The 15,272-nt window shown below is 65.9% G+C and carries 6 protein-coding genes; 5 read left to right on the top strand and 1 reads right to left on the bottom strand.

Annotated features, from left to right (window positions below; translation table 11 throughout):
- Positions 1–2: 2 nt before the first annotated feature.
- Positions 3–749, bottom strand: coding sequence for a WecB/TagA/CpsF family glycosyltransferase (locus ACGYLD_RS09635; protein ID WP_271693302.1), 747 nt, complete (start codon positions 747–749; stop codon positions 3–5).
- A gap of 150 nt (positions 750–899) precedes the next feature.
- On the opposite strand from ACGYLD_RS09635, the gene ACGYLD_RS09640 reads away from it, so the two are divergent.
- From ACGYLD_RS09640 to ACGYLD_RS09660, 5 genes are all read left to right on the top strand, one after another.
- Positions 900–2,393 (top strand): hypothetical protein, encoded by a 1,494-nt coding sequence (locus ACGYLD_RS09640; RefSeq protein ID WP_394402302.1) that lies wholly within the window; start codon positions 900–902, stop codon positions 2,391–2,393.
- A 169-nt stretch (positions 2,394–2,562) separates the two neighbouring features.
- On the top strand, positions 2,563–8,997 hold the full coding sequence (locus ACGYLD_RS09645) for a type I polyketide synthase (RefSeq protein ID WP_394402305.1): 6,435 nt from the start codon (positions 2,563–2,565) through the stop codon (positions 8,995–8,997).
- The gene (locus tag ACGYLD_RS09650) at positions 8,997–10,004 is read left to right on the top strand and encodes a glycosyltransferase family 2 protein (RefSeq protein WP_271693305.1); all 1,008 of its coding nucleotides are present in this window, start codon (positions 8,997–8,999) and stop codon (positions 10,002–10,004) included. Before ACGYLD_RS09645 ends, ACGYLD_RS09650 begins: the two co-directional genes overlap by 1 nt.
- Complete coding sequence (locus ACGYLD_RS09655; protein ID WP_394402308.1) at positions 10,004–14,587, top strand: MupA/Atu3671 family FMN-dependent luciferase-like monooxygenase; 4,584 nt, start codon at positions 10,004–10,006, stop codon at positions 14,585–14,587. Before ACGYLD_RS09650 ends, ACGYLD_RS09655 begins: the two co-directional genes overlap by 1 nt.
- Positions 14,568–15,269 carry a 4'-phosphopantetheinyl transferase gene (locus ACGYLD_RS09660; RefSeq protein WP_271693307.1) on the top strand — a complete coding sequence of 234 codons (702 nt, stop codon included), beginning with the start codon at positions 14,568–14,570 and terminating at the stop codon, positions 15,267–15,269. The genes ACGYLD_RS09655 and ACGYLD_RS09660 overlap by 20 nt, the downstream gene beginning before the upstream one ends.
- The last annotated feature ends 3 nt before the right edge of the window (positions 15,270–15,272 follow it).

Raw genomic sequence — 15,272 nt, forward strand, 5'->3', positions numbered from 1 at the left:
GGCTAGCGCGCGCGCCATGCCGCCAGCGTCAATCGCGGCAGGATCGCGAAACAACGGGCATAGCGCGGCACCATCCGCTGCGGGCTTTGCATAGCCCGCCAAAGCCACTCCAAAGCCAGCATCCGCATCCATTTCGGCGCGCGGCGCTGCCGCCCGGCGAGGAAGTCCAACCCCGCCCCGATCGAGGCAAAGCCCACCCCCGGCGCTATGTCGCGCCCCCGTGCGGCAAGGATCTCTTGCTTGGGCGCGCCAAGGGCCAGAAAACAAAGACGCGCGCCGCTTTGGGCGATCTCCCACAGGGCGGTATCCGCCTCGGCACTTTCGGGGTCAAAGCCCATGGGCGGGGCGGCGATATGGCAAATCTCCAACCCCGGCAGGTGGGTCCGCAGGGCCGCTGCGGCCCCTTGCAGCGCGCCCTCATCGCTGCCGAAAAAGGCGACAGGCAGCGAGTGTGCGGCGGCCAATTCGCAGAGCGGCAAAATCAGATCGGAGCCGGGCATCAGCTCGACCGGCTGGTTGGCGAGTTGCGAAAGCCAGACCACGGGGCGGCCATCGGCCACGATGAAATCCTGCGCGCGATAGGCGGCGGCGAAGCCCGCATCGCGGGGCAATTTGGTCAGATGGTCGAGGTTGAGCGTAGCAAGGGCGAATCCCTGATCCGTGGCAAAGCGCGCGCGCAGGGCCTGAAACAATGCGGCCCGCGTCGCCACATTGACCTCCACGGCGGCAGTGCCCGTGCCATACTTCATGCCGCGCCCTCCGCTGTCACGCCGACGCTGGCAGGCGAAGGAACATAAGCTGCGCGCTCTATGCCATTGATTTCATGTGCCATCTATCAAACAAGCCCGCGCCAAAGTGAACCTGCGGCAAAACTAGCGGGATGACAGGGCCGGGGCCAGATGGTATTTTCGCCCGGCCCCATCCTGCCGCGCCCCGAGGCGGCTTTCGCGAAGGACGTCATGCCAAATCCCGTCGCCTATCTGATGTTGCTGATCTGGCCCATCGTCTGTCTGGCCCTGTTTCGCAACCTGCCGCTCCAGCGGGCGCTGATCTGGTCGATCCTTGGCGGCTATCTATTCCTGCCCCCGCTGGCGGAGTTCAACCTGCCGCTGGTGCCGGGGCTCGACAAAGTGTCGATCCCGAACCTGAGTGTCTTGCTGATCATCTGGCTGGGCACGCAAGAGAAACTGCAGCTTTGGCCCGCCTCCCGTCTGGCGGGGCTTTTGGTGCTGGGGCTGGTATTTTCGGCGGTGCCCACGGTGCTGACCAATGGCGATCCGATCCTGTTCCAGTCGATCCGCGGCTTTGAGCCGATCCTTTTCCCCGTCGACACGCTGCCGGGGCTTTCGATCCGGGACATCGGCTCGGTGCTGATCGGGCAGGTGCTGATGCTGGTGCCCTTCCTGCTGGCGCGGCAGTTCCTTGCGGATGAAAAGGGGCTGCGGGAATTGCTTTTGGCCTTCATGGTTGGCGGGGTGATCTACTCAGTGCCTTCGCTGTTCGAGATCCGTTTCTCACCGCAGCTCAACACATGGATCTACGGGTTCTTCCAGCACTCCTTTGAGCAGATGATGCGCAATGGGGGCTTTCGCCCCATCGTGTTCCTGCCCCATGCGCTGTGGCTGGCGCTGTTTATGTGTATCGCGCTGCTGTCGGCGGTGGCGCTGGCGCGGCAGACCCCGGTGATCGACCGTTGGAAGATGCTCTTGCTGGCGGGCTATCTCGCCGTGGTTCTGCTGCTGTGCAAAAGCCTTGCCTCGCTGGCCTATGCGCTGCTTTTGGTGCCGATGGTGCTGCTGACCCCGGCGCGGTGGCAGATCCGTCTGGCGGTGGTCTTTGCTATCGTGGCGGTGATCTATCCGATGCTGCGCAATGCCGGTCTGGTGCCGCTCGATGCGATCCTCGCTCAGGCCGAGGCGATCAGCGCGGATCGGGCGCAATCGCTTGGCTACCGCTTTATGAACGAAGAGCAACTGCTGGCGCGGGCCGCCGAGAAACCGTGGTTCGGCTGGGGCGGATGGGGACGCAACCTGATCCGCCATGCGACGAACGGCAACATCCTGTCGATCCCCGATGGCCGCTGGATCATCGTTTTCGGCACTTTCGGCTGGCTTGGCTACCTATGCGAAATGGGCCTTCTGGCGCTGCCGATCATCCTTGTGGGGCTGCACCTCTACCGGATGGGCGATGCGGGCCTATCCCCATGGCTCGCACCGCTGCTTTTGATCCTTGGCATTACCATGATGGACATGTTGCTTAATGCCACGCTGACCCCGCTTACTTGGCTCACGGCTGGGGCGATCCTTGGCCATGCCGAAGGGTTGGCGGCGGCGCGCAAAGGGCGGAACAGGATCGACGCCCCCGCGTTGAACGCAAAGCGGACGGTTTTCTAAACCGCGACCCATTCACGGCGCTGTGAAGTGATTTTGGCCGAAAGTGACCCTAGGGCACGTTATCGGCTCATTTTCGCCAGATTTGCCTGTTGTATGCTTCACCCGAAGCTTAAATTGAACCTCAAGGGTGCCGCACTCTGGCCAAGCGGGCGGTGGGACATGTGTCGCAATGAATAGCACGGACAACACTCTTTCGCGCGGTGACATCGCGATCGTCGGCATGTCGGTGACGGTGCCGGGCGCCGAAGGGATCGATGCCTATTGGGCGAACCTGCGCGATGGGGTGAGCGCGCTCAAGCGCCGCGACGCGGCAGAGCTGCGCGCCGCCGGAGAGAGCGCCGAGCGGATGGCCCGGCCAAACTATGTGCCCGTCACTGCCGATATGCCCGGCTATGATATGTTCGATGCGGAGTTCTTTGGCTTTTCGCCAAAAGACGCCGCCATCCTCGATCCGCAGCACCGCAAGTTTCTTGAGATCGCATGGGAGGCGATGGAGCAGGCAGGCCATATGCCCGAAAGCCTTTCCGGCCCGGTGGGTGTCTATGCCGGTTGCGGCATGGGAAGCTATTTCTATTTCAACATCTGTTCGAACCCAGCCCTCGTCGACGATGTGGGCATGTTCCTGCTGCGCCATACCGGCAACGACAAGGATTTCCTCTCGACCCGGGTGAGCCATGTGCTTGACCTCAAAGGCCCGTCGATCAACCTGCAAACCGCTTGTTCGACTTCGCTGGTGGCGATCCACTACGCCGCGCAGGCGCTGCGCGCGGGTGAGATCGACATGGCGCTGGCCGGCGGGGTAACGATCGAACTGCCGCAGGGGCGCGGCTATGAATTCAAGGAAAACGAGATCCTCTCGCCCGACGGCGAATGCCATGCCTTCGATCATCGCGCGCAGGGCACCGTCTTTGGCTCTGGCGCAGGCGCCGTGGCGCTGCGGCGGTTGGAGGATGCAGTCGCGGATGGTGACCACATCTGGGCGGTCATCAAAGGTTCGGCGGTGAACAACGACGGGGCGGCCAAGGCGGGCTATCTGGCACCTTCGGTGGACGGGCAGACAGCGGCCATCGCCCGCGCGCTCAATGATGCGGGCGTGGCGGCGCAGAGCATTGGCATGGTCGAATGCCACGGCACCGGCACCTATCTGGGCGACCCGATCGAGGTGGCCGCGCTGACCCAAGCCTACCGGGCCGAAACGCAGGCGGAAGATTTCTGCCGCATCGGATCGGTCAAGACAAACATCGGCCATCTCGACACCGCGGCGGGCGTGGCGGGGCTGGCCAAGGCGGCGCTGTCGCTGCACCACCAGCAGATCCCGCCCTCGCTAGGCTATGAGGCGCCGAACCCGGCGATCCCTTTTGAGGGCTCGCCCTTCCGCGTCAATGACCGGCTTTACGACTGGCCCGGCCAAAGCACCCCGCGCCGCGCCGCCGTCAATGCGCTTGGCGTGGGCGGCACCAATGCGCATATGATCCTGGAAGAGGCACCGGCCCGCGCGGCCTCAGAAGACAGCGATTTCCCTTTCCATGTGCTCTGCCTTTCGGGGCGCAGCAAAGCGGCCTTGGACGCCAATAGCGCCGCGCTCGCGGCACATCTGCGCGCCCATCCCGAACAGCCCTTGGCCGATGTGGCCTTCACCTTGAAAGAGGGCCGTCGCGGTTTTGACAAGCGTCGCGTCTTGGTGGCCGAAAGCCATGAGGAAGCCGCGGCCCTGCTGGAGGCGGGCGACAGCCGCCGTGTCTTTACCCATGACCACCTCGGCCCTGATCCCGAAGTCGTTTTCATGTTCCCCGGCGGCGGCGCGCAATATGCCGATATGGCGCGCGATCTTTACGAGTCCGAGCCGGTCTTTGCCGAATGGATGGACCGGGGGCTGGCCCATCTGGCCCCGCAACTCGACTACGACATTCGCGCGATCTGGCTGCCGGAGCCTGAGGGCCGCGCAGCAGCCGAGGCCAAGCTGAAACGCCCCTCGGTGCAACTGCCGCTGATCATGATCGTTGAATATGCGCTGGCGCAGCTTTGGCTGTCTTGGGGCGTGAAACCCGCCGCAATGGTCGGGCATTCCATGGGCGAGAATGTCGCCGCCTGCCTTGCCGGGGTGATGCGCTTTGAGGACTGTATCGACCTTGTGCTGCTGCGCGGGCAGTTGTTCGACGAGGTGCCGTCGGGCGGGATGATCAGCATTGCCGCGCCGCTGGACCGGATCACGCCGCTTCTGGGCGAGGCCCTTGATATCGCCAGCGTGAACGGCCCGGAACTGATCGCCGTTTCCGGCCCCGAAGACGCGCTAAAGGCGCTGCAAGAGCGGCTAGACGCCGCCGGTCTTGACCATCAGCGCATCGCCATCGACATCGCCGCGCACTCGCGGATGTTGGACCCAATCCTTGACCGATACCGCGCCTTCCTCGCCACGCTTGACCTGCGCGCGCCGCAGATGCCCTTCCTGTCGAACCGCAGTGGCGAGGTGATCACGGCGCAGATGGCGACGGACCCCGACTATTGGGTCGCACAGCTGCGTCACACGGTGAATTTCGCCGATTGCATCAATACTCTGAGCAGCGATGTGCCGCGGGTTTTCCTTGAGGTCGGGCCGGGCAAGGCGCTTTCCGCCTTGGCGCAGATGCACGCCAATGTGGCTCCGGGGCAGGTGATGTCTTCGCTGCGCCACGCCGAGCAAGAGATCGCGGATGATGCCTATTTCCTTGGGGTGATCGGGCGGCTCTGGGCCTGCGGGGTCGAGGCCGATTGGGCGCAGATTTGGGGCGAGGCACGGCGCAACCGTGTGGTGCTGCCGACCTATCAATTTCAACGTGCACGCTATTTCATCGAGCCGGGTGAGGCGGCGGCACGCCCGGCCGAGCAACCGCTGCAACGGCTGGAGGACATATGCGACTGGGGCGCGCTGCCTCATTGGCAACCGCGCTATGCCGAACGGGATTTGGACCTCTCCGGCCCGCTGAATTGGCTCGTCTTTGCCGACACAGCGGGGCTGGGGGGCGAGGCTGCGGCACGGTTGCGGGCCGAGGGGCACCGGGTGGCAGAGGTCACGGCGGGGGATGCCTTTGACCGCGTCAGCGCCGATCATTTCACGCTTGCCGCCGAACAGGGGCGGTCGGGCTATGACCAGTTGATCGCAGCGCTTAAGGCCGATGGGCAGAGGCCCGACCGGATCGCGCATTTCTGGCTGACCGATGATCAGGCCGCCCCGCGCCCCGGCTCCAGCCGGTTTGACCGCAATGTCGAACAGGGGTTCTGGAGCCTGACGTGGCTCGCCCAGTCTTTGGCCGAGGCCGAGAACCCCGCGCCGCTGCACCTCAGCGTCTTCACCACCGGTGCCACGCAGGTGGCAAAGGATGGGCTGGCCTATCCCGAAAAAGCGCTCATTTCCGGCCCCGTTGGGGTTATGGCGCGCGAGGTGCCGGGGCTGACGGCAACTCAGATCGACTTGCCCGAGGTCGCGCCTGTGGCCCCTTCGGGATGGTTCGCGAAACCGGTGGCGCCCGCGCCGGTGATTGACCCCCCGGACCTGATCGAAGAGCTTTTGGCGACCCCCGCCAACCTCCAAGTCGCCCATCGTGCTGGCCGCCGCTATGAGCTGGGCTACCGCGCCGCCGCGCTGCCCGAGGCTGATCTGCCAGGCTGGAAGTCACAGGGAAGCTACCTCATCACCGGCGGTTTCGGGGGCATCGGCATGACCCTCGCGGCGGATATTTTGGAGACGTCCGGCACCCGCGTGATCCTGCTAAGCCGCGCGGCCCTCCCGATGCGCCATGAATGGGACAGCTACCTTGCCAGCCACGGCCCGGCGGATGCCACGGCGCGGCGTCTGCGGGCTATCCTGCGGCTTGAGGCCAAGGCGGCGCAATCGGGCGGCGCGGTCGAGGTGGCCCGGGCCGATGTTGCCAACCTTGCGCAGATGCGCCGGGTGATCGACGACCTGACCGTGCGCCACGGCGGGCTGACGGGGGTGATCCATGCCGCGGGGGTGCTGGATGACGCGCCGCTCTTGGCCAAGACGGATGCGGATATTGACGCGGTGCTTGCGCCCAAGGTGCAGGGGCTGCGGGTCTTGGATCAACTGCTGCCCGATGGCACGCTCGACCTCATGGTGCTCTTCTCCTCGACCTCCACCGCGACCCGCGCGGCGGGGCAGGTGGATTATGTGGCGGCCAATGCCTGGCTCAACGCCTTTGCGCAATCGCGGCGCGCGGCGCAGACCCGCGTGGTGGCGGTGAACTGGGGCGTTTGGGGCGATGTCGGCATGGCGGCAGAGAGCCTTGGCGGCGGCGGTGCCGTGGCGCTGCCCGCCCGCCCGATCAAGGCGGCGCTGCTGGAAACCGCCGGGTCGGGCGAGAGCGGCGCGCCCGAATTCACGACCGAGGTTGCAGCCTCGCATTGGCTGCTCGCCCAACACCGCACCTTGGATGGCCGCGCGATCATGCCCGGCACGGGCTATATCGAGCTTTTGGCCGAAGCGGCGGCGGCCCAAGGGCTAGACGGCTTCACCCTTCAAGACCTCTACTTCCTGCGCCCACTGCCGCTGGCCGATGGGGCGCGGCGCAAAATCAAGATCACCCTGACCCCGGAGGGCAAAGGTTTCGCCGCCGAGTTGCACAGCGCCTGTGTGGTCAACGGCAAGCCTGCGTGGCAGTTGCATGTCCAAGCGCGGCTGTCTCCGGCAGACGGCAGTGCCGAACCGCTTGACCTCGCGGCCATCGCCGCCCGTTGCGAGGATGTGGCCGAGGCCGCCCCCGGGCGCCATCTGCCCGCGGTTCAAGAAGCGCATTTGAAGTTCGGCCCGCGCTGGCATGTGCTGCAATGCACTTCCCTCGGGCAGGGTGAGGGCATCGCCACGTTGCACCTGCCCGAGGCAGCACAGGCTGATCTGACCGATGGCTACCTGATGCACCCCGGTCTGATGGATATCGCCACCGGTTGGGCCATGGCGCTGATCCCCGGCTATGCCGCGCGCCACCTCTGGGTGCCGCTGTCCTATGGGGAAATCACGCTCCACGCGCCGCTGCCTGCCGAAGTCCGCTCGCATGTCCGGCTGGCCGAGGGCACGGGGGCCGAGGGTTTGGCCCGTTTCGACGTCACGATCACCGATCCGCAGGGCACGGTTCTGGTCAAGGTCCGCGATTTCGCGATGAAGCGGCTTGAAGGGGCCTTTGCCGATGTGCCCCCGCCTGACGCCCGCGAAGTGACCTTTGAAGATGCTGACAGCAGCGGGAGCCTCAGCCCCGCCGAAGAGCGTCTGGCCCGTCTGGTGCGCCAAGGCATCCGCACGCAGGAGGGGCCAGAGGCGCTGCGCCGCGCGCTGGCGCTGGAGGCGCCGCAGGTCATAGTCTCTTCGCTGCCCCTGCAAGGGCTGATCGCGCAGGCCGATGCGCCGCTGACCGATGCCGCCACCCAAGGGCAGAGCTTTGAGCGGCCCGATCTCGACGGCTCCTTCGTGGCCCCGCGCAATGGGATCGAAGAGAGATTGGCCGAGATTTGGTCGAACCTTTTGGGCGTCAGCCCCGTGGGGGTCGAGGACAGTTTCTTTGACCTCGGCGGCCATTCCCTGATCGCGGTGCGCCTCTTCGCGGCGGTCAAACGGGAGTTCAAGGTGGAGTTCCCGATCTCCGTCCTTTTCGAAGCGCCGACCATCGCCAAATGCGCAGCGCTCATCGCGGCGGAGCGCGGGGATGTGGCGCAGGCGGAGGCGGTCGAGACAGACGCGGCGGGCTCGCAACAGCGCTTTGACTACCTCGTGCCGCTCAACCAGTCCTCGCGAGACGCGACGCCGCTGTTCGTGGTCGCGGGGATGTTCGGCAATGTGCTGAACCTACGCCATCTTGCCCTGCCGTTTAGCAATGAGCGGCCGGTCTACGGGGTGCAGGCCCGTGGGCTGATCGGTGACGCGGCCCCCCATGAAGAGGTGCAGACCGCCGCGGCGGATTACATCACCGAAATCCGCGCCTTGCAGCCCCAAGGGCCTTATTTGCTGGCTGGATACTCTGGCGGTGGGATCACGGCCTATGAGATGGCGCAGCAGTTGAAGGCCGCGGGGCAGGAGGTGGCCGTTCTTGCGATGCTCGACACGCCGTTGCCCGTACGCCCGTCGCTCAGCAAGATCGACAAGGCGCATATCAAATTGGCCGAACTGCGCCGCAAAGGCCCGGCCTATCTGCTGGAATGGGCGCGCAACCGCTGGGCGTGGGAGCGTGAGCGGCGTCGGGCGCCGCAAGAGACGAGCGGCGAAGGTGAGGGGGTGTCCTTCAACAGTCTGCGCATTCAGGCGGCGTTCCTCCGCGCGGTGGGACGGTATGAAACCCCGCAGTGGGACGGGCCGATGACCCTGTTCCGCCCGCCGCTGGATCGCCATTGGGCGGTCTCTGACGGGCAGTATGTCACGGCGGAAAAGGAATATGTCTATGAGGACAACCAGTGGCGGCAATATGCGCCGCGCTTGCAGGTGATCGAAGTGCCGGGCGATCACGTCAGCATGGTGCTGGCCCCGAATGTGACCGTGCTGGCGCAAGAACTGGCCGAGGTGATTGCGGCAGCCCTGCCCGAAGGCGCAGGCCAAGACCACACCCAAGCCACGGCGGCGGAATGATGCAACAACCGCCCCGCCTGTTGGTCGTCATCCTCAATTACCGGACCGCAGAGATGACCCTGCGCGCGGCTGAGGCCGCTTTGGCCGATATGCCCGATGCGGGTGCCGAATTGGTGATCGTCGACAATGACAGCGGCGATGGCTCTGCCGCGCTACTGGCGCAGGAGATCGCCGCGCGGGGCTGGGGCGCGGGCAACCGGGTGCGGCTGATCGCTTCGCCCCGCAATGGCGGCTTTGGCGCGGGCAACAACTTGGCCATGCGGGCGGGGATGTCGGACGGGTCCGCGCCGGATTTCGTGCATGTGGTGAACTCGGATGCCTTCCTCGATCGCGGCTGTATCGGGGCGCTCTTAAATCATCTGCAAAACCACCCCCGCGCCGGATTGGCCGGAAGCCATGTGCGCGGGGAGGATGATCTGCCCCATGCCACGGCCTTTCGTTTTCCCTCTGCCGCCGGAGAGTTGGAGGCCGCTGCGCGCTTTGGCCCGCTGACGCGGCTGCTCTCTGCCTCGGTCGTGGCGCCGCCTCTGCCTGAAAAGGCGGCGCAGGTCGATTGGGTGGCCGGGGCCAGTGTCATGATGCGGTGGGACATGCTGGCCGAGATCGGCCTCTTCGACGAAGCCTATTTCCTCTATTACGAGGAAACCGACCTTTGTCTGCGGGCCGCGCGGGCGGGTTGGGACTGCTGGTATGTGCCGCAGGCGCGCTGCGTGCATGTCGGCTCAGTCTCGACCGGGATGAAGGAATGGCGGCGCATGCCGCGCTATTGGTTCGACAGCCGCCACCGCTATTTCGCCAAGAACCATGGCCGCGCCTATGCCGCACTGGCCACGCTTGCGCGGCTTGCCGGGGGCGGGTCGCACCATCTGCGCTGCCTGCTCACCGGGCGCCGCCCGGAAGACGCGCCGGGTTTCTATCGCGACCTTGCGGCCCATGCGCTCACCGCGCGGCGCGCGGCCCCCGCCGTTCAAGACCCAAGCCGTAGCCCCGCCACGGAGGACCGTTGATGACCGTCAGCTTCAAGACAGACCCGTTCACCGCCCTCTTGATGGGCGACGAATCCCTGACCATCGCCTGCGGCGACATGCTGCTGGCGGGCGGACACCGGATCGCTGCCGTGATCACCCGCGACGACGCGGTGCGTGCTTGGGCCGAGGGGCAGGGGGTGGCGCTTTGCCGCGATGCCGAGGAACTCTTGCCGATGGGGCTGTCCGCCGACTGGCTGTTGAGCATCGCCAACCTGCGGTTGATCCCCGAGACGGTTCTGGCGCTGCCCAAACGCGGGGCGGTCAACTTTCACGATGGTCCGCTGCCGCGCTATGCCGGGCTTAACACACCCGCTTGGGCGATCATCAATGGCGAGGCGCGGCATGGGGTCAGTTGGCATCTGATCGAGACCGGCGTCGATACCGGCGACCTGCTGGCGCAGCGGGAGGTTGATATCGCAGCCGATGAGACGGCCTTTAGCCTCAATTCCAAATGCTACGCCGCCGGGATGGAAAGCTTTGGCGAGGTTCTGGCCCAGTTGGAAAGCGGCAGCCTGCAAGGCACCGCCCAAGACCTGAGCCAGCGCAGCTATTTCGCGAAGGACAAACGGCCCGAGAACGGCGGGCTGATCGATTTTACCACAACGGCGGAGGAGATCGGCGCGCTGGTCCGCGGCCTTGATTTCGGAAGCTATTGGAACCCGCTGACCACGGCGAAAATTCTGGGCACGGGTGGCGCGGTGCTCTCCGTGCCCCGCGTGGAACGCGCGGCGGGGCAGGGCGGCACGCCCGGCGAGGTTGTTGAGGTCAACGAGGCGCGGGTGATCGTGGCGGCGCAGGACGGGCATATCGCCCTCCATGATCTGCGCGATATGGCGGGCGAAAGCGTTGCACCTGCGCAGTTTTTCGCCCTCGGGGATATGTTGCCCCAGACGGCAGGCCCGGTTCCGGCTCCGGCTGATGAGGCATATTGGCGGCGCGCTCTCACCAGCTTCGACGCGCTGCCGGTCCCCTTGGCCACCGCAAGCGAATCGCCGAAGACAGGGGGGGCGCGAGAGATCACCTTGCCGCAGGGAAGCGACCCGTTGCACCAAGTCGCCGCCGCAGCCCTCGTCGCGCTGCGCAGCGCCGGGGCCACCGAAGGCGGTATCGCGATGCTGCGTGAAGGCGCGCCCGCGCCGCTCATCGCCGATTGGCTGCCGATCACCATCTCGGCAGAGGCGGAGACACCGGTGGCGGAGTTACTGGCTCAGTTGGACCCGCAACTCACCCGCGCGAAGGATGCCGCGGGTTTTGCCCGCGACCTGCCGCTGCGCGATCCGGCAATTGATATGGCTGCCGCCCCGGATTTCGCGATCTCCTTTAGCGATGAACCGCTTGTCGGGGCGGCGCTGACCCTCTGCCTCACCCCACAGGGCGCGCGGCTCCGTGCCGACGGTGCGCGGCTGTCCGACGCCGCGGTCGACCTCCTTGCCGCGCGCTTTGAGGCGGCCTTTGCCAAGATCACCGACGCCTCGGACTGCAGCACCGTCTGGGCGCTTCCAGATACCGAGGCGCAGCTTCTAACCCGCGTCAACGCGACGACGCGCGACTATGCCCCCCACACCATCCACGCCGCTTTCGAGGCGCAGGTGGAGCGCACCCCCGACGCGCTCGCGCTGGTCTTTGAAGGTGAGACGCTGAGCTACGCCGCATTGAACGCCCGCGCCAACCAATTGGCGCATCTGCTGCGTGATAGGGGGGCGGGGCCGGGGATGCCGGTGGCGCTTTGCGTCGCACGGGGCGTAGACCTGCTGGTCGGCACGCTTGGCATCCTGAAAGCCGGGGCCGCCTATGTGCCGCTTGATCCAGCCTATCCGGCGGACCGTCTGGCGCATTACCTCTCGGACAGCGGCGCATCTATTGTGGTCACGCAATCGGCCCTCATCGCCAGCCTGCCGTCGCATGACGCGCAGGTGGTTGAGATCGACCGCGACAAGCGCCTTGCCACGGCACCGACGGCGAACCCCGCCGCCATCGCCGGGCCGGATGACCTCGCCTATCTGATCTACACCTCCGGCTCGACCGGGACGCCCAAGGGGGTGATGGTCAGCCATGGCAATGTGGCGAATTTCTTTGCCGGGATGGACGACCGGATCGATCATGAGGCGGGGGCGGTCTGGCTCGCCGTGACAAGCCTCAGCTTCGATATTTCGGTCTTGGAGCTTTTCTGGACCCTCGCGCGAGGCTTCAAACTGGTGCTGGCGGGCGATGACAGCCGGGCGCTCATGTCGAACGGCCCAATTGCCACGAGCGACCGTAGGATCGACTTTAACCTGTTCTATTGGGGCAATGACGATGGCGTCGGCCCCAAGAAATACGAGTTGCTGCTTGAAGGGGCGAAATTCGCCGATGCCCACGGGTTCAACGCGGTCTGGACGCCCGAGCGGCACTTTCATGCTTTTGGCGGCCCTTACCCCAACCCCTCCGTCACCGGCGCGGCGGTGGCGGCGGTGACGCAAAACCTCGACGTGCGGGCGGGGTCTTGCGTGGCGCCGCTGCACCATCCCGCACGGATTGCCGAGGAATGGGCGGTGATCGACAATCTGACCAATGGGCGCGTCGGCCTGGCCATCGCCAGCGGCTGGCAGCCCGACGATTTCGTGCTGCGCCCCGAGAACACGCCGCCCGAAAACAAGCCCGCGATGTATGACGCCATTGACCAGTTGCGCAGGCTCTGGGCCGGGGAGCCGGTAGAGTTTCCCCGCGCCGATGGCACGCCCCACGCGGTGGTGACCCAGCCGCGCCCCGTCTCTGACAAACTGCCGATCTGGGTGACCACGGCGGGCAATCCGCAGACGTGGAAGGAAGCGGGGGAGATCGGGGCCAATGTGCTGACCCACCTACTGGGCCAGTCCGTGGAAGAGGTTGCCGAGAAGATCAAGATTTACCATGACGCCCTGCGCGCGGCGGGCCATGATCCGGCGGACCATCGGGTTACCGTCATGCTGCACAGCTATCTCGCCGAGACCCGCGCCGAGGCTGAAAAGACGGCGCGCGAGCCGATGAAGGACTACCTGCGCTCGGCGGCGGGGCTGATCAAACAATACGCTTGGGCCTTCCCGGCCTTCAAGAAACCGGCGGGCACGACGAACCCGTTTGAGATCGACCTCGATGGCCTCTCGTCCGAGGAAATGGACGCGATCCTCGAGTTTGCCTTTCAACGCTATTTCAACGACAGCGGCATGTTCGGCACCGTGGCCGATGGTCTGGCGCGGGCCGAGCAACTCAAGCGCATCGGCGTGGATGAGATCGCCTGTCTGATCGACTATGGCATTCCGACCGACAAGGTGATGGCGGGGCTTGCGCCCTTGGCCGAGGTGTTGCACCGCGCCAATGCGGGCGGGCAACCGGCGGCGGATGACCACTCCATCGCCGCGCAGATCATCCGCCACGGGGTGACCCATCTGCAATGCACGCCTTCGATGGCGCAGATGATGGTGATGAACGACGAGGCGCGCGGCGCTTTGGCGCGGATCAAGTCGCTGATGATCGGGGGGGAGGCGCTGCCCGGCACCCTGCTGCGCGGGCTGCGCGCGGCGACCCCGGCGCAGATCCAGAACATGTATGGCCCGACTGAGACGACGATCTGGTCCACGACCCATATGCTCGAGAGTGCCGAGGCCAGCACCGCGCCCATCGGCAGGCCAATTGCCAATACGCGGGTTCATATCCTCGACCCCGCGCGGCAGCCGCTGCCCATCGGTGCTTCGGGGGAGCTTTGGATCGGGGGCGATGGCGTCACGCAGGGCTATTGGCAACGGGCCGAGATGACGGCGGCGCGTTTCATCGACGATTCTTTCACCGGCAGGGGCCACCTTTACGGCACGGGCGATCTGGTGCGGATGGACGCCGAGGGCGTGCTGCATTTCGAGGGCCGCGCCGATGCGCAGGTCAAGATCCGTGGCCACCGGATTGAGCTGGGCGAGGTTGAGGCGCGTCTCGCCGAATTGCCGGGCGTGCGCCAAGCCGTGGCGGTGCTGCGCGAGGATGCCGGGCAGGGCGGCGCGCAGTTGATCGGCTATGTGGTTGCGGAAAAGACGGTTGATAGCGACGCCGCGCGGCGGCAATTGGCCGCGCATCTGCCTGATATCATGGTGCCGCAGGCCATCGTCACACTCTCTGCCATGCCACTGACGCCGAACAAGAAAATCGACCGCAAGGCGTTGCCCGCCCCGACCCGACAAAGCGCGCCCACAAATGCCACGCCGCAGGCCGAGACGCCCGCGGTCGGCAGCCAAGCGGCGATCGCGCAGGTCTGGAGCGCACTTTTGGGGGTAGGGGACATTCGCGACGAGGATAACTTCTTTGCCCTCGGCGGCCACTCGCTGCTGGCGGTACAGGCGCATCGCGACATCAAGGCGGCTTTGGGCGTCAGCGCGCTGTCGATCACCGATATCTTCCGTTTCCCGACCCTTGCCGGACTGGCGGCACATATCGACGGGCTGGGGGGCAAGATCGCCGCACCGGCCAAGACGCCTTCTGCCGCCGAGCCCCCCGCGCGGTCCGAGACCATGTCGAAACGTCGCCTCATGCGGGCCGCGCGTGGCCGCGGGCGGGGTTGAGGTGACGGCGGAGGGCGAGATCAGGACGGCCGTTCAGGCTCTTTTCGATCTGCCGGTCGCCGTCGCCGTGACCCGCCCCGGCAGAGCCTATCCGCCCTTGCTGGCGGGCGAAGCCGCCCTCATCGCACGGGCACAGCCCAAACGGGTCGCCGAGTTTACCGCCGGACGCCACGCCGCGCGGGAGGCGATGCAGGCGCTTGGCCATCCGCCCGCGCCGGTGCTGGCCAGCCCCGACCGCGCGCCGATTTGGCCACCCGGCCTGACCGGCTCAATCAGCCACTGTGCCGATTGGTGCATCGCGGTTCTGGCGCGCAGGGCAGAGGTGGAGACCCTCGGCGTCGATATCGAAGACGACAGCCCGCTGGCCGCAGACCTGCTCACCGAAATCTGCCTTCCGGCGGAAATCACCCGCCTCGGCGGTGCGGACCTAGCGGCTGCGAAACGTATCTTTTGCGCCAAGGAGGCGGCCTATAAGGCGCAGTACCCAGCGACCAAGGCGCTTTTTGGCTTTGATCGGCTTGAGGTCACCCTATCTGGCGGTAATACCACCTTCGACGCGCGATTTACCCAAGACACAGAGGGCTTTAGCCGCGGCGATAAGCTGCGGGGGCGGATCGCGTCGGTGGCGGGCCACCTTGTCAGCGGGGTGGCGATTGGGCAGATTGATCGCAAAGGAGCTTGATCT

The organism is Sulfitobacter sp. 1A12056 (genome assembly GCF_043558125.1).
In the GTDB taxonomy this organism is placed as follows: Bacteria; Pseudomonadota; Alphaproteobacteria; order Rhodobacterales; family Rhodobacteraceae; genus Sulfitobacter; species Sulfitobacter faviae.